This is a genomic window from Microbacterium sp., from assembly GCF_044508325.1.
Taxonomy (GTDB): Bacteria; Actinomycetota; Actinomycetes; order Actinomycetales; family Microbacteriaceae; genus Microbacterium.
Genome location: NZ_JBIQHX010000005.1, coordinates 84524 through 103375, shown reverse-complemented (window position 1 = coordinate 103375; position 18852 = coordinate 84524). Strand labels below are relative to the sequence as shown.

The following is an 18852-nucleotide window of genomic DNA, read 5'->3' as shown; positions in this document are numbered from 1 at the left end:
GGGACAGGTCGGCTGGTCTGCACGCACAATCCGGCCTCCCTGTCCCGGGTCGCGAGCCTGCTCATTCGAGCTCGGCGCCGTCGAAGACGAGCACGGGCTTGATCGTGACGCCGGATGCCATGTCCGCCAGCGCCTGATTGATGTCATCGAACGGGTACTTCCGCACGAGTCGCTCGATCGGCAGGCGCCCCTCTTCGTAGAAGCGGATGAGCTCGCGCAGGAACACCAGCCCGGTTCCGTCTCCCCCCATGACGCCGCGGATGCTCACACCCTTGATGAGGATGCGATTGAGATCCAGATCCAACGGCACGCCCCCGGTGCCGCTGACGTAGCAGAAGACGCCGTGGTAGCCCAGCGAGTAGATCGCATCGAGCATGACGTCTTTCACGCCGGTGGAGTCCAGCGCCCGGTCGACGCCCACGGGTGCGATGCGCCGGAGCTCGGCCTGCACGTCGACACCGTGGCCGCTGCGGACGACGTGGGTGGCTCCGAACTCGCGTGCCAGCTCCAGGCGCGACTCGTGGAGATCGACGGCGATGATCGTCCGGGCGCCGCGCATGCGGGCGGCTGCCAGTGCCGCCAGCCCCACGGTGCCGACCCCGAATACCGCGACAGCGTGATCGGGGTCGGGCTTGAGCGTGTTCAGCATCGCGCCGGCACCGGCGTTGGCGCCGCAGGTGAGCGCGCAGAGGTGGTGCAGCGGGGCGTCGTCGCCCACCTTGATGACGTTCCGTTCCGTGACCAGCGCGTACTCCGCGAATGACGACTGCCCGAAGAAGGCCGCGCGCACGGGTTCGCCGTTGTGACTGGCCTTCGTGGAGCCGTCCAGTCGGGTTCCGCCGAACACGAGCACGCCCGACTTCTCGCAGTACGCGGTGTGCCCTTCGCGGCACTGGCGACACGTGCCGCAGAAGTCCGGCGTGATCACGATGCGGTCGCCCGGGCGCACACCGGTGACGTTCGCGCCGACGCGCTCCACCACACCGGAGCCTTCGTGGCCGAGGATGATGGGCATCGTCACCGGGAGCCGACCGCTCAGCGCGTTGATGTCGGTGTGGCAGATGCCGACCGCGAGGATCCGCACGAGGACCTCGTCGGCGCGCGGCTCATCCAGTTCAACCGTCGACACCTCGAATTCTCGGGCCGGCGTCCGAGCGATAGCCGCCTTCATCGTCACCATCTCGTGCGTGTTCCCTTCGTCGCGTCGCCACTGCCCTCAGTCTGGGCCGGGCACGACCACGCATCACTGGCGTCGGCGCATAGCGGATGGCGGCTGATTGGGCGGCGCGCCCAATGACCCGTCCGGCACGTCGGACGATGCTGAAGTGCGTGACCACTGGAGCTTATGTGCGTGTACCTGACAGGTGGCGGCATGCGGCCGCGTTCGTGGACGGGTCGATGCGGGATGTCTCCGACAGCGCCGCCGTCATCAGCCCGGCCACCGGCCAGGCGGTGGGATCGGTCGCACTGGCGGACACCACGGTGGCCGACGCAGCAGTCGCCGCGGCGGCGCGGGCATTCCCCGCCTGGCGCGACATGCCGCGTGCCGAGCGGGCCGGATTGGTGCTGGCGGCAGTCGATGCGGCCGAGGCGGTGGCCGACGAGATCGCCGCGACCGTGAGCCTGGAAGTGGGCAAGATCCTGCCTGAGGCGCAGGGCGACATCCGCGGCGCGCTCGCGATGGTGCGGGCAATGGTGCAGCTGCTGGCGGACCTGGAATCGGACGAGGACCGGACCGGGCGAGCGGGCACCGGAGATGCGACGCTGGTGCGGCTGCGACACGTGCCGGTGGGGCCGGTCGCAGTGATCGGCCCATGGAACACCCCGATCTTCCTTGCCTTCAACGGCATCGCCCCCGCCCTGGCCGCAGGCGCGACCCTCATCGTCAAGCCCGCCGTCGAAGCCCCGTTGGGCTTGACCGCGACGCTCCGGATCATCGCCGAGCAGCTGCCGCCCGGGGTGGTCAACATCGTGCCGGGCCGCGGCTCGGTGGTCGGACAGCGGCTGGCCGAGCACCCGGGCGTTCGTGCGGTGTCGTTCACCGGTGGCACCGACACCGGGCGCAGGATCGCCGCGGCCGGGGCCGCCACGATCAAGAAGATCGCTCTGGAACTGGGCGGCAACGACCCTGCGATCGTGCTCGGCTCAGCCGAGATCACCGACTCCCTCATCACCGAGCTGGTGGCCGGCTCTTACGCCATGACCGGCCAGATCTGCTTCAACGTCAAGCGCATCTACGTCCACCGTGACCGCTACGACGAATTCGTTCGGAAGTTCACCGACGCCGTCTCCCGAATCGTCGTCGGCGATCCCTTCGACCCCACCGCCCACATCGGCCCCCTGGCGACCAAGGACGGCTACGAGAACGCCCTCCGCCTCATCACCGCCGCCCGCGACGCCGGCGCCCAGGTCCGTGAGCTGGGCCTTCGCGCCGACTCCGCGGACTGGCACCGGGGCTACTTCATCGCCCCCACAGTGGTCACCGACATCCCGGCCGACCACGAACTGGTCCTGGACGAGCAGTTCGCCCCCATCATCCCCATCATCCCCTTCGACACCGACGACCAGGCTGTCGCCGAAGCCAACCGCACCGAGTTCGGGCTCGCCTCTTCGGTCTGGTCGCAGGACCTCGACCACGCCGAACAGGTCGCCCGGCGCATCGAGGCGGGCAACACCTTCATCAACGCCCACCGTCTCGGGGCCTCCGTCCCGCATGTGCCGTTCGGCGGAGTCAAGCAGTCCGGACTGGGCCGCACGCACCTGCTCTACTCCCTCGAGCACGTGACCGACGAACACGCCATCGTCGGCTTCGACGACCCCGCCGCGCAGCTGCCCGGCATCACCCGCTGGCAGAACATCACCGAACCCCGCATCACGAAGGAGAAGGCATGAGCACAGAACGCACCGGAGGCGCACCCGGGTGGGAGTCGCGCCCGTACCTGCGGATCGCGACCGAGGAGGCGTACGCGCCGCAGGAGGTTCTCGATGAGTTCGTGAAGATCCTCGACTCCGGCGATGCCGACGCGGGGTTCGTCTCGCTGATGGGCTACTTCCTCCGCTCGGACCACCCGCAGCCGCGCAGTGTCATGACGAAGATCGCCTCGCTGGGTGAGTCGCGTCTGCGCGACATGGATGCCACCGGAATCGACAAGCAGATCCTCGCGCTCACCGCACCGGGCACCCAGGTGCTCGACGTCGATACTGCGCGGTGGGCCGCGCAGCTGACGAACGACCGGCTCGCGGAGGCGGTCGCGGCTCACCCGGACCGCTATGCGGCACTGGCCGCAGTGGGCTACGAGGACAGTGCCTCCGCTGTGGCGGAGTTGGACCGCGCTGTCAACAAGCTCGGGTTGAAGGGCCTCATCCTCAACTCCCACATCAAGGGTCGCTACATCGACCACCCCGGCTTCTTCCCGATCCTCGAGGCCGCTGCTTCGCTCGATGTGCCGGTGTACCTCCATCCGCAGACGCTGCCCGGCGCGGCGATCGATCCGTGGCGCGAGGCGGGGCTGGATGGGGCCGTGTGGGGCTTCGCCGCCGAGACGGGCCTGCACCTGCTGCGCATCATCACGTCTGGGCTGTTCGACCGCCTTCCGAACCTGCGGGTCGTGGTGGGCCACCTCGGCGAGGGCGTCCCGTATTTCATGCATCGCATCGACCACATGCACGCCAAGCAGGTCGCCTCAGGACGGTACGCAGCCATCAAGCCGCTCCAGCAGCGACCCAGCGAATACCTCAAGACGCATGTCTGGCTCACGACGAGCGGGATGCCGTGGGAGCCGGCCATCAGCTTCGCGCGCCAGGTCGTCGGGCGCGACCGGGTCATGTACGCGATGGACTACCCCTACCAGTTCGTCGGCGAGGAGGTCGATGAGATGGATGCGCTCCCCTACTCCGTCGAGGAGAAGCGGGAGTTCTTCCAGGGCATCGCCGAGCGGGTCTTCCGGCTGTGAGCGGCGTCCGCGGTCCGGCCCCGGCGGGTGGACCCTGATGGACGGCCTCGAGGATCGCAAGGTGCGCATCGAGCGGATGTGGACCGCCGCGTGGAACCACGGCCGGCTCGAACGATTCGACGATGTGCTCGCCCCGGAGTACGTCCGCCGCACGAGCGGCGTCTCTCGCGCACATGGGCTGGCGACACTCAAGGAGCTCATCCGCGAGACCCGCCGGGGGTTTCCGGACACACGCACGGCCATCGACCAGATCCTCGTCGATGGCGACCACGTCGCGATCCGCTGGCACAGTACGGGCACGCACCGCGGCGTCTACCGAGGCGTCCCGCCCACGGGTCGCGTGGTGACCCTCGAAGGCGCCACGTTCGCCCGGTTCCAGGGCGAGCAGATGGTCGAGACCTGGTCGACCTGGGATCCCGCCGCGATGCTGCGCGCGCTGGGGGTGCTGACGCTGGAGGGGGTCGAGCATGTTGACGAATGAGCGCCCACCGGACGCCGAGGACGTCAGAGCAGTCCATCGACAGTTCGTGACCGGCGTGACGATCGTGACGGTGATGGACGGCGACACGCCGCGGGGTCTGGCCGTCAATGCCTTCATGAGCCTGACCCTGGAGCCGCCGCAGGTGATGGTCGCGGTACAGCGCACGGCCGGGACCTACCCGATCTTCTTCGCGAACGACCGCATCGCCATCAACATCGCCTCCGACCATCAGGGCGACATCGTCCGCACGTTCGCGAGCAAGGGCATCGACAAGTTCGCGGGCCTCGCATGGCACCTCGGCGAGCACGGTGCACCGCTGCTGGACGGCAGCGCAGCCCACTTGGAGTGCTTCATCCAGGAGCGCATCCAGGCGAGCTCGCACACCGTTTTCATCGCGCGCATCCTTCGCGCCGAGGCCTTCGCACAGATCCCCCTGGTCTACACGAGGGGGCAGTTCGCCAGTGCCGCCCGCCTCGAGGTCGGCGAGGATCACATCCAGCGCTGAGCTCGTCGGCTGCACCGCCGACAGAGGGGGGTCCGCCTCACCGAGTCGGACCCCCCTCTGTGCGCGAATCCGTCAGAGCACCCCCGGTGCGAAGCTGCCGTGGAAGGTCATGTGCGTCGAGTACGGAATCTTGGCGCGCGCCACCGGACCCTGTTCGATGTCCATCGCATCGAACACGACGAGGGAGCCGCGGTTGGTGGCGGCGTGGTTGACCACGGCGAGCAGCCAGCCGTCGCCCTCGGGAGCATCCTCGTGCCGCGGCACGAACGTGCATTCGTGCATGATGTCGGGCGCCACCATCGGGTAGTTGCGCAGTTCGAGCGTCTCCCAGTCGATGCGGTAGAGACCGCCGAACCCTCGGAAGAAGCCGTAGCGGTACTTCTGCATGGCGAACCGGTCGTCGATCTTCGGCATCTCTCCGACGGCGCCGGGTACGCCGGTCACCTTGGGCTGGTCTGACTCGCCGGCCAGATCGAACTCGAGACGGGTCATCGTTGCGTTGCCCAGCTCGATGTCGGTCGGGTTGCCGTGCACGTCCGTGAAGAAGGGGAAGGAGTTGCCCGGCGCCGCCGGCGCATCGACGATGACCTTCTTGCCATCCGTGTAGGCGTTCATGATGTGGCCGCACACGACGTCCGGGGCACGGAACCACCGGATGTCCGAGGTGTTCCCGTCCCGCGGCATGATGCCCCACAGCGAAGGCTGGTCGGGGTCGAACGCGTAGAACTGCCCGCCCTTCCTCATCCGCTCCTCATCGACTCGGAACGGCTGGATGTCGAAGATGACGTGCTCGCGCGTGACCGCGAAGTCGTGCATCATGCCCGGGTAGGGGGCGACGAAGTACTCCTCGCGGATCAGCTTGGCATCCTTGTCGGCGACGATCAACGCGCACTCCCCGGCCCATTGCCGCTCGGCGTACATGCCGAAAGCCCACCACTCACCGGTGATCGGGTCGATCTTCCCGTGGGCGGACAGCGCTGTGGACTTGAGTGCCCCGTCGAAGTCGAAGACCTCCTTGGTCTCGAGGGTCACGGGGTCGATCTCGTTCGGGTGGGAGTCCTCGCGCAGCGCGAACAGGCGACCGTTGAAGTACCAGGCGTACGTGTTCCCGGTGTTGTCGCGCTGCATGACCGCCGGAGCATCGGCATCGTCGTGCACGGGGTTGCGGTACATCTTGAACAGCTTCTTGCGCGCAGCCCGCTCTGCGTTGAACCGCTCGGTGCGGACGTAGCGCGACTTGAAGTCGACATGGCCGTCCTCGATGCGCCACGACAGCATGCTTCCATCGCCGTTGAGGATGATGTCGTCCTCGTACGTGGGGTACTGATTGTCCGGACCCAGCCCGTAGAACGTCCCCGTGAGTCCCTCCGGGAACACGCCCTCGACCTGGCAGTCGTAGAGGTCCGCCTCCAGCCGGACCGGCTCGAACTGCCGGCCGTAGAACGACGGGATGGCGTGGAACCGCGGCTGCACATAGACGGGGGTCCGTTGATCGATCGACATGGGATCACTCCTTTCGCCGGTGGACGCGGGCCCCGCGGAGGCGGAGCGGCGAACATCGCTGCATCTGCTCTCATCTAATCCCGCACGGTGTTTTCCCACCCACGGTGCGGGCGCCAACCGTGCAGAATGCGACTGGTGCGCGCACCAGTGAGTCCCTGGAGCCACCGCGGCGGTGGGCCACGCTCATTCAACGGAACAGTCCTCTTGTAATTACCTATGCGCATAGGTAATCTCAGACCCGGGGTGCGAGGACGCGCTCCGGAAAGGGTTCCGTCGTGGCAGCAATCTCTCCGGCCCGTGACACCGCGGCCGCTCGTCAGCTCGTGCAGGGCTTCTCGCTGGAGATGACCGGGAAGGATGTGCCGGGTCTTCAGGAGGCCGCGCACGCGATCCCCCAGGGCACGAAGATCAATGTGACGTTCCTGGGCAACGAGGACCTTCCGATGCGCGTGGCCGCGTCCAAGGCCGTGCGCGAGCTCGGTTTCGTGCCGGTGCCGCACATCTCGGCCCGACGGCTGCGCTCCGAGTCCGAGCTGCGCGAGTTCCTCGCCGCGCTGCAGGAGGTCGGCGCCACCGAGCACGTGTTCGCCGTGGGCGGCGACCCGGCCCAGCCGGAGGGCCCGTACCCGGACTCGCTGAGCGTGATCCGCACCGGGATCCTGCAGGAGTACGGCGCGAAGGAGGTGTCCATCGCGGGCTACCCGGAGGGGCACCCGGACATCGTCGACCCCGTGCTCTGGCAGCACCTGGAGGACAAGTCCACCGCGCTGAAGGAGCAGGGTCTGGATGCCGTCATCCTCACCCAGTTCGCGTTCGACACCGACCCGGTGACCGCCTGGATCGATCAGGTGCGTGGCAAGGGGATCGACACCGAGATCCGGGTGGGAACCCCGGGCCCGGCGGGGATCAAGCGGCTGCTGGGCTTCGCGCGCCGGTTCGGGATCGGCGCGAACGCGATGATCGTGAAGAAGTACGGCTTCAGCCTCACCAACCTGATGGGCACGGCCGGACCGGAGCGGTTCGTCTCCGACCTGTCGAGCCTGCTCGCCGAGAGGGATCGAGGCGAGGTCACGCTGCACTTCTACACGTTCGGCGGGCTGCTGGCGACCGCGGACTGGGTCCGCGAGTACCTGGCCGCGCAGTCCTAGGAGACCCGAAGGAGAGTACATGGCGGTTCGCAACGAAGCACTGCGCGATCATGCGTGTCTGATCGTGCACGGTCCCGACCAGCCCGGACTGGTGGCGGCGGTGACCGGCGTGGTCACCCGCAACGGGGGCAACATCGTCACCCTGGACCAGTACTCCGACAACCCGGAGGGCGGAGCGTTCTTCCAGCGGGTGGTGTTCCACCGGGACGACCTGACCGCCGCGATGCCGGACATCGAGGCCGACATCGCCCAGACCCTCACCCCGCTGGGGATGCAGTGGCGGCTGACCGACCAATCGATCCCGAAGCGGATGGCGATCCTCGCCTCGACCAGCGACCACTGCCTGCTGGAACTTCTGTGGCGGCACCGCCGCGGGGAGCTGCCGGTGACCATCCCGATGGTGATCAGCAACCACACCAACGTCGCCGAGGACGTGCGCTCGTTCGGCATCCCGTTCTTCCACGTGCACTCGCAGGGCCCGGACAAGTCCGAGGCGGAGGCGCGCATCCTGGAGCTGGTCACCGGCAACGTCGACTTCCTCGTGCTGGCCCGGTACATGCAGATCATCAGCGAGGACTTCCTCGACGAGGTCGGGGTGCCGGTCATCAACATCCACCACTCGTTCCTGCCCGCCTTCATCGGCGCCGCCCCGTACCGCAAGGCACGCGAACGCGGCGTGAAACTGATCGGCGCGACATCCCACTACGTCACCAAAGACCTCGACGAGGGCCCCATCATCGAACAGGACGTCGCCCGCGTCGACCACTCCATGACCGCCGCCGACCTGCAGGCCCGCGGCGCCTACGTGGAACGCGCCGTCCTGTCCCGCGCCGTCGGATGGCACGCCGAAGACCGCGTCATCCGACACGGCAACCACACCATCGTCTTCCCCTGACCCCCCTCGACGACGCTCGGGGAACCGGGGATCGGGACCCGCAAGAAACGAAATGAAAGAAGGTCACCATGGCTGACAACCTCCAGCAGCTGCTCGACCAGACCAGTCCGGTCGAGCTCCTGCGCAACTCGCAGATCGGCTCCTACATCTACCCGGTGGTCCCCGCGGACTTCTCCAACTGGATCAAGGAGCAGAAGGCCTGGCGCGACACCGCGGTCCTCTACGACCAGTCGCACCACATGGACAACGTCTTCCTCAAGGGATCGGACGCGATCAAGCTGATCTCCGACACGGCCATCAACTCGGTCGCGAACTTCCCGGTCGACAAGGCGAAGCAGTACGTCCCCACCACCTCTCAGGGCTATGTCATCGGCGACGGCATCCTGTTCCGCGAGGCCGACGAGGAGTACGTCTACGTCGGGCGCGCCCCTGCCTCGAACTGGCTGCTGTTCCACGGTGAGACCGGCGGATACCAGAACCTCGACGTCACCGTCGACCGCCGTTCGCCGTCGCGCCCCTACGGTCACGCGGTGAGCCGCCGGTACTACCGCTTCCAGATCCAGGGCCCGAACGCCTGGCCGATCATCGAGAAGCTCAACGGCGGTCCGCTCGAGCAGCTGCGCTTCTTCACGATGTCGACGATGCAGATCGCCGGGAAGACCGTGCGCACCCTGCGCCACGGCATGGCGGGAGCCCCCGGACTCGAGATCTGGGGCCCCTACGAGGACCACGACCTCATCCGCGACGCCATCGTCGAAGCCGGTGCCGAGTTCGGCCTGGTTCCGGTCGGCTCGCGGGCCTACCCGTCGAACACGCTCGAGTCCGGCTGGATCCCGTCGCCGCTGCCGGCCATCTACACCGGCGAGGGCGAGCGCGCCTACCGCGAGTGGCTGGGCGTCGACAGCTACGAGGCCACCGGCACCCTGGCCGGCTCGTTCGTCAGCGACAACATCGAGGACTACTACCTCACCCCGTGGGAGCTCGGCTACGGCTCGTTCGTCAAGTTCGACCACGACTTCATCGGTCGCGACGCGCTCGAGAAGGTCGACCCGGCGACCCAGCGCAAGAAGGTCACCCTCGCCTGGAACGCCGAGGACCTCGGCAAGGTGTGGACGTCGCTGCTGAACGTGGACGGGCCGAACTACAAGTTCTTCGACCTGCCGCTGGCCAACTACGGCTCGGCGAACTACGACTCGGTCGTGGACGCCGACGGCACCGTGGTCGGCTTCTCGATGTTCACCGGCTACTCGTCGAACGAGCGTCGCGGCCTGTCGCTGGCGGTCGTCGACCACGACGTGCCCGAGGGCACCGAGCTCAAGGTCGTGTGGGGCGAGCCCGACGGCGGCACCACGAAGGCCTCGGTCGAGCCGCACGAGCAGACCGAGGTCCGCGTCGTCGTGAGCCCCGTGCCCTACTCGACGGTCGCGCGTCAGGAATACGCCGCCGGCGGCTGGCGCACCGGTTACAAGAAGGCCTGATCGAACGGATGCCTCGCTCCGTCGCTCCGTGGCGCGCGGAGCGAGGCATCCGTCTCTCCCCGTCCACCAACCGGGAAGGAGCCCGATGAGCCTGCGCTACGCCCTGCTGGCGATCCTGCGGGTCGGCCCCCTGTCGGGCTACGAGCTGCAGAAGCACTTCTCGCAGTCGGTCGGCCACGTGTGGCACGCCCCCGACAGTCAGATCTATCCCGAACTGCGCAAGATGGAGCACGAGGGGCTCGTTCAGGGCGAGGAGCAGGCCCGTGGCGAGCGCGGCCGGCGACGGGTCTATCACGTGACCGATGCCGGCGAGAAGGCGTACTTCGAGTGGATGCGCACGCCCCTGGACTACCAGCGCGTCCGCGATCCCGCGCACCTGCGTGCCGCGTACCTGGAGAACACGACCCCGGATGCCGCCCGCGCGTTCCTGGAGCGCCACATCGAGCACTGGCAGGGCGAGCTGGCCCAGTTCCAGGGCGAGCTCGACCATATCGAGCACATGAGCAGCACCATGCTCAACCGCCGGCTCGCGCACACTCCGGACGCCGACCGCGAGCGCACCATCGCCTTCAAGCGCTTCACCTATGAGGGCCTCGCCGCGCGCGCCCGCGGCGAGATCGAGTGGGCCCGGCGAGGGCTCGAGCTGGTCGACGAGCTCGAAGCCTGAACGAGCCGGTCCCGCGGCGCGAGTAGGCTGGGACGATGCCGGAATCCATGCGCGACCCCCGCGGCACCCCGGCGACCGAGCGTCTCAACTACACCGCATACCGGCTGGCCCGCGCGCTCAACCGCGCGGCCGAGAACACCGCGCTCGCCCGGGGCATCACCCTGCCGCAGCTGCTCATCCTCCAGGTGCTGGGCGAGGGCGTCCCCCTCTCGAACGCACAAGTGGGCAGGCGCACCTTCGTCAGCTCCCAGGCCGCGCACGTGGTGTCGGCCGAGCTGCTCTCGTCCGGCCTCATCGAGAAGGTCGAGCACCCCACGAACCGCCGTGTGCGGCTCGTGCGGCTCACCGAGGAGGGCTGGGCCACCCTCGAGGCGATCGACCGCGAGATCCGGGAGCGGGAGGATCGGCTGAGCGCCGAACTCGGCCGGTTCCTGCGTGACGACACGCTGGCCGACATCCTCGATCGCGCCGCCGACGTCCTCGCGGGCGGATACTTCGGAGATGAGGATGCCGAGGCGGCCGCCGTCGCGCGCCGTCGCCGCCCCGCCAAAGGGGCCGGCATGGCGCCCGCGTGAGCTGTCAGAGCACGCGGTTCACGGCGTCTCGCGCTCTCGTCCCGGCCGGCGCAGGGCGACGAGGGCGACAGCAGCCGCAGCAAGGGCGCCGAGTCCTCCCAGCACCATCGCGACGCGGCCCGACGAGACGTCGATGACCCAGCCCATGAGGAGGGCTCCCAGCGGCGCCATGCCGTAATTGCCCATGGTGACCAGCGACATGGCGCGGCCGATCATCGCGGGTGGGACGCTCGCCTGAGCCGCCGCCTGCAGGATGCCGTGGTAGTAGCCGACGGCGAGGCCGAGCACCGGCCCGAGCATGAGGAAGGAGGGCAGCGTCGGGGCGGCGGCGTTGGCCGCGAGCGCCAGACCCAGGCCGGTGCAGGCGACGACGAGCGACCGCACGCCGACGCTCCCCCGCCCGGCGGCGAGCAGACCCCCGATGATGGCGCCGACCGCGTTCAGGGCGTGCACGGTCCCGACGGCCGTCGCATCGCCGCCGTAGGTCAGCGTCACGGTCGAGGTGAGCACGAGCATGAGGTTCAGCGAGAGCAGCGCGACGATGACGTTGACCGCGAGGAGCACCAGGAAGGGACGGTTGTGCCGCAGCGCGGCAGCCGCGGGCTCGCCTGCCGGACGCGAGCGCTTCGAGCGCACGTGGAACCTCGAGCTGCGCAGCAGCAGGATCGAGGTGAACACCAGCAGGTACGCGACGGAGTTCAGCAGCATGCAGGCGGTGGGCCCCAGCGCCTGGAACGCGAGACCCGCCAGCCCGGGCCCGATGGACCGCGCCGAGGCGAGGGCGATCGTGCTGATCGAGACGGCGCGGGTGAGACCGGCGGGCCCGACCAGTTCGAAGATGATCGCCTGCGCCGCGATCCGCTCGAACGTGCTCACCGTGCCCAGCATCGCGACCAGGGCGTAGATGGCCTCCAGCCGCGGCTCCTCGACCCCCGCCACGACCGCCAGCGCCGCCACGATGCCCGCGGACAGGAGCGACGTGCACAGCAGGATCGTGCGCGGACGCAGCCGATCGGCGAGCCATCCGGCGGGGATGCTGAAGATCAGCAGCGGGAGGAACTGGGCGATCGTGACACCGCTGAGGGCCTGGGCGCTTCCGGTGACGGTCAGGACGACGAGGGCCAGCGCGAGGTTCTGGAACCACATCCCCGTGTGGGAGATGACCTGTCCGCAGAAGTACAGCGAGAAATTGCCGTCGGCGAACGGCTCCAGGACCCCAGGCCGTCGCATCGTCAGGACCGCGCGGGCACTCGCGTGCGGATGAACTCGGCGATCCGCCGGCGGACATCGCCGGTCGAGCGCGCATCCGCGTTGCTCGCCCGGATGTCGAGCACCGGGATCCCCGCGTCCTCGAGAGCGGTGGTGATGAGCCCGCTGCCGGGGGTGTCGTCGGCGACGAGGTGCACGACACCGTCGACCCCGTGCGCGAGAGCCTCCTTCACGTACCACGACGACGACATCGGCGGCACGTAGAGCAGGTCGGTGAGTCCCACGAAGCGGGCGGCGAGGGCGCGCACCGGGTCGTCGCCGTAGCGCAGGTAGCCGTCTGCACCGAGGGCGAGGTACATCGACCACACGAACACGGCGCTGAACTCCTCCTGGAAGGACCGGTACATGTCCAGATCCGTCCACAGGCCTCGTCCGATCCACATCAGCCGGCGCTTCTCATCCGGCCACACGCCGATGCCGCCCGCGATGCGCTCGGCCACCTCGTCGTGCAGCGCGTGGGCGGCATCCACCGCCCACTGCGTGCCGCGATGCCATTGCGGGACCATCACACTCGGGATCGAATCCGTGACGGCGACCGGGAGCGGGCGGGCGGCCGCGATGAGATCGCGCGTGCGCCGGTTCCACTCCGCCTGCTCGTTGGCCCGCGCCATCACCCTCGCGAGCTCCTGCCGGTCGAGGTCGGTGCCGGTCCGTTCGGCGAGCCAGGCGATGAGCAGCTCGATCTCACCCTGGAGCAGATCGATGCGATCGGCGCCGAACACCGACTCCCACTCGTGCGGCACGAGGTCCCACCAGCCTTCGGGGGCGGGGACGGCACCCGTGCGCGACAGCAGGAACGTCTCGGTGCCGGGGCGGCGCCCCCACTGCTCGAAGATCTTGTGCGTGACATCGCCGCTGCGCTCGGCGATCGCGAAGCTCGGCTCCGGCAGCCCGCCCCAGGGCGCGCGACCGGCAGGCAGATCCTGTGCCCCCAGAGGCAGCACGTCGTACTGGCGGCTGTCGTCCGGCAGGCCACGCTCGGCCACGGCGGCCAGACTCGGCTCATCGAGCCGCTTGGCGGCGATGATCGACGCCCACCACTGGTTCACGACGTACGGAATGCCCATGGCCCGCAGCAGCTCCAGCGGCGCATCCGCATTGGCCAGGGCGATGGGCGCACCGGCCGCCGCCTGACGGCGCAGGTCGGCGAACCATTCCTTCTGGTATGCCGTCGCGGCGACGGCGGAGCGCAGGCGGTGGTCGCGGGCGGAGCTCATCGGTCATGCCCTCCTCGCAGCGCCGCGGCCAGTTCGGCCGCAGCCGTGCGCGCATCGAGGGCGACTCCGACACGTGCGTGCAGGCGGAGGCCGATCGTCTCCAGGGCGCGTGACTGGTCGGCGAGGTCCCAGCGCGGGGCGTCGTCCAGCTCGCGGATGAACGCGCCGACGACCTCGGCGCCGGCCTCGCGCGCCACCTGCACGGTGCGGTCCGCGCGCTGCGCGCTGAGCGCCGTGGCCGAGCCGCCGACGCGCGCGAAGTGCGCCGTCACGAGCTCGTCGACGACCTGGTCCGCATCGCCGGAGGCGGCGGCTCCGATCCAGGCGCCGTCGCCCGTGTCGTGGTCTTCGCTGACGATGACGAGGCCATGCGCCTCCAGCTCCCGGTACACCGACGCGTCGGGATGGTTCGATCCGGTGAGGTGGACGCGCAGGGCAGACGTGCTCGCAGCGTCCTGCTCGGCGGACACGCACGCGGCGGCGACGACTGCGGCCGCCTCTGCCGGCGGCAGGCGGACGGCCTGCAGCCAGGCGCCGATCGCCGCGGTGCCGGTGCTCGACGGCGGATCGGCTCGACGCGCAGCGCGGAGCCGGTCGAGCTGTGCCCCGAGAGCCCGCTCCGCCTCGGCCGCCTCCGCGAGGCTCGCCGCATCGGCGGCGCGTCCCGACACCTCCTCGCAGAATTCGAGAAGGCTCCTCAGCCGGCCCCGGGCGAAGCCGCGGACCGGCGCCGAGTCCTCGCGGGGGAGGTCGAGCAGGTGCAGCGGCATACGCGGGGCCGTGGCGCGCAGCACGTAGAAAAGGCGCAGATGAGCTTGGCTGTCGTTGCAGACGATGAGACCGTCCACCGGCGCGGCTCCGGCGCGCAGCTCGGTGAGGATGCGCACCGTCTCCAGATCGGCGGCGCCGAGGAGCTCCTGCGCCTGCGCATCGACCGGCCCGTCCCACGAGCCGGTCAGCCGCACCGGCAGGACGGCCGCCGCAAGCGGCAGCTGACGGGGCACGTCGTTGCCGACGACTCCGACGACCGCGCCTGCGCTCACAGCACGCCGTCGCGACGCAGCGCTTCGATGCGCTCGTCGTCGTAGCCGAGCTCTGTCAGCACGGAATCGGTGTGCTCGCCCAGTCCGGGCGCGGACGTGGACAGTCCCGCACGGCTGCGTGAGAACACCACCGGCAGGCCGCTTCCGTAGAGTCCGTCGAAGTGCCCGAACTTGGGGTGCACCAGCGGAACCACCTCACCGCGACCGACCACGACCTCGTCGCGCACCGCTGCGGCGGTGTCGCGCACGGGTGCGGCGGGGACCCCGTGCTCCTCGAATGCGGCGAGCACCTCCTGGGTCGAGCGGGATCGTGCCCACTCGCGGATCAGTGCGTGCAGCTCGTCCGCGTGCGCGACGCGGCCGTCGCGGGTGGAGAAGCGCTCGTCGTGGACGAGCTCGGGCCGCCCGATCGCGGTGAACGTGCCCACCGCGAACGCGTCCGTCGGGGCGCACAGCGCGAACCAGCCGTCCGCCGTCGGGAACGTGCCGAAGGGGGCCAGCCGGGGGACGACCGCACCGGTGCGCAGCGGAAAGCCGACCGATTCCAGGGCGTCGAACGGCTCGCATGCCACGAGGGAGGTGAGGCTGCCGAGCATCGAGACATCCACGTGCTGTCCTTCGCCGGTCGCGTCGGCGTGCAGGACCGCACCCAGCGTGCCGATCACGGCGAAAAGCGGCGCCACCAGATCGCCGATCGGCAGACCGAAGCGGATCGGCCCGTCCCCCGGCTCCCCCGCGGTCATCATCACTCCGCTGAGAGCCTGGATGATCGTGTCCATCGCCTTGCCGTCCCCGGCGACCCCCTGCGCGCCGAATCCCGAGATCGACGTGTAGACGAGGCGCTCGTTCAGCGGCTGCACCGCCGCGTAGTCGATGCCCAGGCGCTTGGTGACGCCGGCGCTGTAGTTCTCGACGAGGATGTCGGCGTCGCGCACGAGATCGAAGAAGACGTCGCGACTGGCGGGATGCTTGAGGTTCAGCGTGATGCTCTCCTTGCCGCGCCCGCGCGCTAGCATCGAGACGGACATGTCCTCCGGCGCCGTCCGCCGCATCTGGAGGCCGTCGGCGGTGACGTACGGAGAGTTGCTGCGGGACGAATCGCCTCCGCGCGTCGGATTCTCGACCTTTATGACGCGGGCCCCGAGACTCGCCAGCAGCAGCGTCGCGTAGGGCCCCGCGAGGGCGGTGGTCAGGTCGATGACGGTCTTTCCTGTGAGCGGTCCGGTCACGGTCGGCGGCTTCCCTTCTCGTGCACTGTCAGACGATCCCCCGCCCAGAGGTAGGAGGTGTCCAGACCGGCATCGTCGGTGATGGCGCGGAGGTAGTCGGCGACCTGTGCGCCGCGGTCGTCCGCACCCAGTGGAATCGGGCGGCAGTCCTGGTCGATCCAGCACGGGATGACGGACGCGGTGACGACGCCGTCGTCGGCGAACTCGAGGACGCCGATCATCGTGTTGCGACTGTCGGGATGGAACGGGTACTCGGGCATGGCGGGGTCCGGGTCGAACCCGAACAGACGCCGGCGCCGGCGAGCCCAGGCCGCGCGCTCGGGGGCGTCCGACTCGTGTCCGGCCAGCGCACCGGTCACCGTCACGAAGTTGCCGAGTCCGTGGAAGACCGGACGGCCGCGATACAGCTCGACACCGCGCAGGATGTGCGCATGGTGGGCGATGACCGCGTCCGCCCCCGCGTCGATCGCCGCATGCGCGACGGCGCGCTCGTAGTCGGCGAGGTCGGCGGGAACGTGCACCAGACCTTTGTGCAGGGCGACGACGAGCACGTCGGTCTGCTCCGCCGCGGAGCGGACGGCAGCGGTGAATCGGTCCAGGCTGCGCGGCTCGGCGAACGTGAACACGCGCGGGGGACCGCCGGGGTTCGCCTGCGGCTGATCGTAGTGGCTGATGATCTCGACGTACGCGCACCCCGGCTTGAGGGTCGTCGCCCAGCTCTCGCGGGGGCCCACGCAGTTGACGCTCATGATGCCCACGCGGCGTCCGGCGATGTCGGTGACCACCGGTCGCAGCGCCTGGTCGATCGTGTCGCCGGTGCCCACCGTGCGCAGTCCGCGGTCGGCGCAGTGCGCGATGGTCTCGCGGATGCCCTCCGGTCCGTAGTCGTAGACGTGGTTGCCCGCGAGGGTGAGCACATCGAAACCCGCGGCGGCGACGGCGTCCAGCGCGGCGGGAGGCCCGGGTACGGCGGGCACGTCCGTCGTCTGCACGACTCCGACGTCGAGGTGCGGGATCTCGAGCTGGCCGACGACCAGGTCGGCCTGCGCGAGGGCGGCGGCGCTGGGCTCGAGAAGCGGATGCGAATCCGCGCGCTCCAGCACCAGGTCGCCGACCGCGTGAACGGTGATCACGCCTCCACCTCGCGCGCGCGGTTCTCCGTCGCCCGCTTGAGGAACCCCTGCAGCCGCGTCGACCGCGGGTCGCTGAAGAAGTCCGCGGACGGTCGGTCCTCGATGACGACGCCGTCGGCCATGAAGATGCACCGGTCGGCGACATCGCGGGCGAACTCGAGCTCGTGGGTGACGACGATCATCGTCATCCCCGACTCGGCGAGGCTCTTCATCACCTGGAGCACCTCATCCACCAGCTCGGGGTCGAGGGAGCTCGTCGGCTCGTCGAAGAGGAGGATGCGCGGCTGCGTCGCCACGGCGCGTGCGATCGCGACGCGCTGCTGCTGGCCGCCGGAGAGCTGGCGGGGGTGCGCCCGGGCCTTGTCGGCGAGGCCGACACGGCCCAGCAGCTCCATCGCCCGGGCCCGCGCCTCCGCGGGCGGCACGCCGTGGACCTTGATCGGCGCCTCGGTGATGTTGCGCAGCACCGTCCAGTGCGGGAACAGGTTGAACTGCTGGAACACCATCGACATCCGCCGGCGCTGGCGCGCGATGTCCGCATCGGTGAGGGGGCGGATGTGGTCGCGATGCTTCTCGTAGCCCAGCAGCTCGCCGTCGAGATACATGGCGCCGCCCTCGATCGACTCCAGCTGATCGATGCAGCGCACGAGCGTGGACTTGCCGGAGCCGGACGGGCCCAGCACCGCCACGACCTCGCCCGCGTAGACGTCGAGGTCGACGCCGTCCAGGGCGTAGTGCCGGCCGTCGTAGCTCTTGCGCAGGCCGACCACCTGCAGCACGGGGCGCGTCGGGTCGCCCGCGACCTGGTCCGGTGCGCTCATGCCGACGCCTCGATCCGATCGACGGCCCGGCGGGTGACGACGCTGCGCGACATCCCCCTGCTGTAGTAGCGCTCGACACGCCGCTGCACGAGCGTGAGCAGCGTGACGACGACGAGGTACCAGATCACGGCGACCAGCAGCATCGGGACCACCTCGTAGGTGCGGTTGTAGATGACCTGCACGGAGTGCAGCAGGTCGCCCATGGCGATGACGCTCACCAGCGACGTGCCCTTCATGAGGGCGATCACCTGCGACCCCGTCGGCGGGATGATGACCCTCATCGCCTGGGGCAGCACCACGCGGGTGAACGAATGCCAGCGGCTGAACCCCATCGCCGCAGCGGCGTCGCGCTGCCCCTGGTCGACGGACAGGATGCCGGCGCGGATGATCTCGGCCATGTAGGCGGCCTCGTGCAGCGACAGGCCGATGATCGCGGCGGTCAGCGGCGTGATGATGTCATTCGTCGGCACGCTGAACAGCTCGGGGCCGAACGGCACTCCGACCGCGAGTCGCGGCAGCAGGTACGCGAGGTTGTACCAGAAGATCAGCTGCACCAGAGGCGGGATCCCACGGAAGAGCCCGACGAAGACGATGCACGCCCAGCGCACCGGGGCGAAGTCGCTGAGCTGACCGGCCGCGAGCACGGTGCCCAGGAGCGACCCCAGCACCATGCCCACGACCGTCAGCATGATCGACATGCCCAGACCCATCAGCACACTCGGGTTGAACAGGTACTCCGCGACCACGTTCCACTCGAAGCGCTCGTTCGTCGCGAGGAACACCAGGATCTGCGCGGTGATGATCGCGAGCAGGATGGCTGCGACCACGCGCCAGGGACTGATGCGGCGGTGTGCGTTCGCGGCGTCGATCGAGCGATCGGCGAGCGGATTGCGGACGGGCTGGGTCGTCATGTCGGTCATGGCGGGATCCTCGCT

Annotated in this window: 18 protein-coding genes; 9 read left to right on the top strand and 9 right to left on the bottom strand. The window is 69.3% G+C overall.

What is annotated here, in order from left to right:
• Positions 1 to 61: 61 nt before the first annotated feature.
• Positions 62 to 1129 carry an NAD(P)-dependent alcohol dehydrogenase gene (locus ACIWQI_RS06045; RefSeq protein WP_396656234.1) on the bottom strand — a complete coding sequence of 356 codons (1068 nt, stop codon included), beginning with the start codon at positions 1127 to 1129 and terminating at the stop codon, positions 62 to 64.
• 200 nt (positions 1130 to 1329) lie between these two features.
• Between ACIWQI_RS06045 and ACIWQI_RS06040 the strand changes: the two genes are divergently transcribed.
• The 4 genes from ACIWQI_RS06040 to ACIWQI_RS06025 are packed head-to-tail and all read left to right on the top strand — an operon-like array spanning position 1330 to position 4939.
• The gene (locus ACIWQI_RS06040) at positions 1330 to 2892 is read left to right on the top strand and encodes an aldehyde dehydrogenase family protein (protein WP_396656233.1); all 1563 of its coding nucleotides are present in this window, start codon (positions 1330 to 1332) and stop codon (positions 2890 to 2892) included.
• On the top strand, positions 2889 to 3953 hold the full coding sequence (locus tag ACIWQI_RS06035; RefSeq protein WP_396656232.1) for an amidohydrolase family protein: 1065 nt from the start codon (positions 2889 to 2891) through the stop codon (positions 3951 to 3953). Before ACIWQI_RS06040 ends, ACIWQI_RS06035 begins: the two co-directional genes overlap by 4 nt.
• Positions 3954 to 3990: 37 nt before the next feature.
• Positions 3991 to 4434: an ester cyclase gene (locus tag ACIWQI_RS06030; RefSeq protein ID WP_396656231.1), complete on the top strand. Its 444-nt coding sequence runs from the start codon at positions 3991 to 3993 to the stop codon at positions 4432 to 4434.
• 46 nt (positions 4435 to 4480) lie between these two features.
• Positions 4481 to 4939 (top strand): flavin reductase family protein, encoded by a 459-nt coding sequence (locus ACIWQI_RS06025; RefSeq protein WP_396656230.1) that lies wholly within the window; start codon positions 4481 to 4483, stop codon positions 4937 to 4939.
• 72 nt (positions 4940 to 5011) lie between these two features.
• Here ACIWQI_RS06025 and ACIWQI_RS06020 read toward each other — a convergent pair whose 3' ends face one another.
• Positions 5012 to 6442 (bottom strand): carotenoid oxygenase family protein, encoded by a 1431-nt coding sequence (locus ACIWQI_RS06020; protein WP_396656229.1) that lies wholly within the window; start codon positions 6440 to 6442, stop codon positions 5012 to 5014.
• Between the two features lie 344 nt (positions 6443 to 6786).
• Here ACIWQI_RS06020 and ACIWQI_RS06015 point away from each other — a divergent pair, with 344 nt between their 5' ends.
• The 5 genes from ACIWQI_RS06015 to ACIWQI_RS05995 all read left to right on the top strand — a co-directional run bounded on the left by ACIWQI_RS06015 (position 6787) and on the right by ACIWQI_RS05995 (position 11205).
• The gene (locus ACIWQI_RS06015) at positions 6787 to 7590 is read left to right on the top strand and encodes a methylenetetrahydrofolate reductase (protein WP_396656330.1); all 804 of its coding nucleotides are present in this window, start codon (positions 6787 to 6789) and stop codon (positions 7588 to 7590) included.
• A 19-nt stretch (positions 7591 to 7609) separates the two neighbouring features.
• Positions 7610 to 8485, top strand: coding sequence for a formyltetrahydrofolate deformylase (gene purU, locus ACIWQI_RS06010; RefSeq protein ID WP_396656228.1), 876 nt, complete (start codon positions 7610 to 7612; stop codon positions 8483 to 8485).
• A gap of 68 nt (positions 8486 to 8553) precedes the next feature.
• Entirely contained in the window at positions 8554 to 9963 is a 1410-nt protein-coding gene (locus ACIWQI_RS06005) for an aminomethyl transferase family protein (protein ID WP_396656227.1), read from the top strand.
• 85 nt (positions 9964 to 10048) lie between these two features.
• Entirely contained in the window at positions 10049 to 10630 is a 582-nt protein-coding gene (locus tag ACIWQI_RS06000) for a PadR family transcriptional regulator (RefSeq protein WP_396656226.1), read from the top strand.
• A 35-nt stretch (positions 10631 to 10665) separates the two neighbouring features.
• Positions 10666 to 11205, top strand: coding sequence for a MarR family winged helix-turn-helix transcriptional regulator (locus tag ACIWQI_RS05995; protein WP_396656225.1), 540 nt, complete (start codon positions 10666 to 10668; stop codon positions 11203 to 11205).
• Between the two features lie 18 nt (positions 11206 to 11223).
• Here the strand turns inward: ACIWQI_RS05995 and ACIWQI_RS05990 are convergent, their stop codons facing one another.
• Genes ACIWQI_RS05990 through ACIWQI_RS05960 form a run of 7 tightly spaced genes read right to left on the bottom strand, consistent with a single transcriptional unit; the run spans position 11224 to position 18837 of the window.
• On the bottom strand, positions 11224 to 12435 hold the full coding sequence (locus ACIWQI_RS05990; RefSeq protein ID WP_396656224.1) for an MFS transporter: 1212 nt from the start codon (positions 12433 to 12435) through the stop codon (positions 11224 to 11226).
• A 2-nt stretch (positions 12436 to 12437) separates the two neighbouring features.
• Entirely contained in the window at positions 12438 to 13691 is a 1254-nt protein-coding gene (locus tag ACIWQI_RS05985) for a 2-hydroxyacyl-CoA dehydratase (RefSeq protein WP_396656223.1), read from the bottom strand.
• Entirely contained in the window at positions 13688 to 14734 is a 1047-nt protein-coding gene (locus ACIWQI_RS05980) for a 2-hydroxyacyl-CoA dehydratase family protein (RefSeq protein WP_396656221.1), read from the bottom strand. Before ACIWQI_RS05980 ends, ACIWQI_RS05985 begins: the two co-directional genes overlap by 4 nt.
• Positions 14731 to 15963 (bottom strand): CaiB/BaiF CoA transferase family protein, encoded by a 1233-nt coding sequence (locus ACIWQI_RS05975; protein ID WP_396656220.1) that lies wholly within the window; start codon positions 15961 to 15963, stop codon positions 14731 to 14733. The genes ACIWQI_RS05980 and ACIWQI_RS05975 overlap by 4 nt, the downstream gene beginning before the upstream one ends.
• Complete coding sequence (locus tag ACIWQI_RS05970; RefSeq protein ID WP_396656219.1) at positions 15960 to 17096, bottom strand: CapA family protein; 1137 nt, start codon at positions 17094 to 17096, stop codon at positions 15960 to 15962. Before ACIWQI_RS05970 ends, ACIWQI_RS05975 begins: the two co-directional genes overlap by 4 nt.
• Positions 17093 to 17917 carry an amino acid ABC transporter ATP-binding protein gene (locus ACIWQI_RS05965; protein ID WP_396656218.1) on the bottom strand — a complete coding sequence of 275 codons (825 nt, stop codon included), beginning with the start codon at positions 17915 to 17917 and terminating at the stop codon, positions 17093 to 17095. The genes ACIWQI_RS05970 and ACIWQI_RS05965 overlap by 4 nt, the downstream gene beginning before the upstream one ends.
• On the bottom strand, positions 17914 to 18837 hold the full coding sequence (locus ACIWQI_RS05960) for an amino acid ABC transporter permease (protein ID WP_396656217.1): 924 nt from the start codon (positions 18835 to 18837) through the stop codon (positions 17914 to 17916). Before ACIWQI_RS05960 ends, ACIWQI_RS05965 begins: the two co-directional genes overlap by 4 nt.
• Positions 18838 to 18852 lie beyond the last annotated feature (15 nt).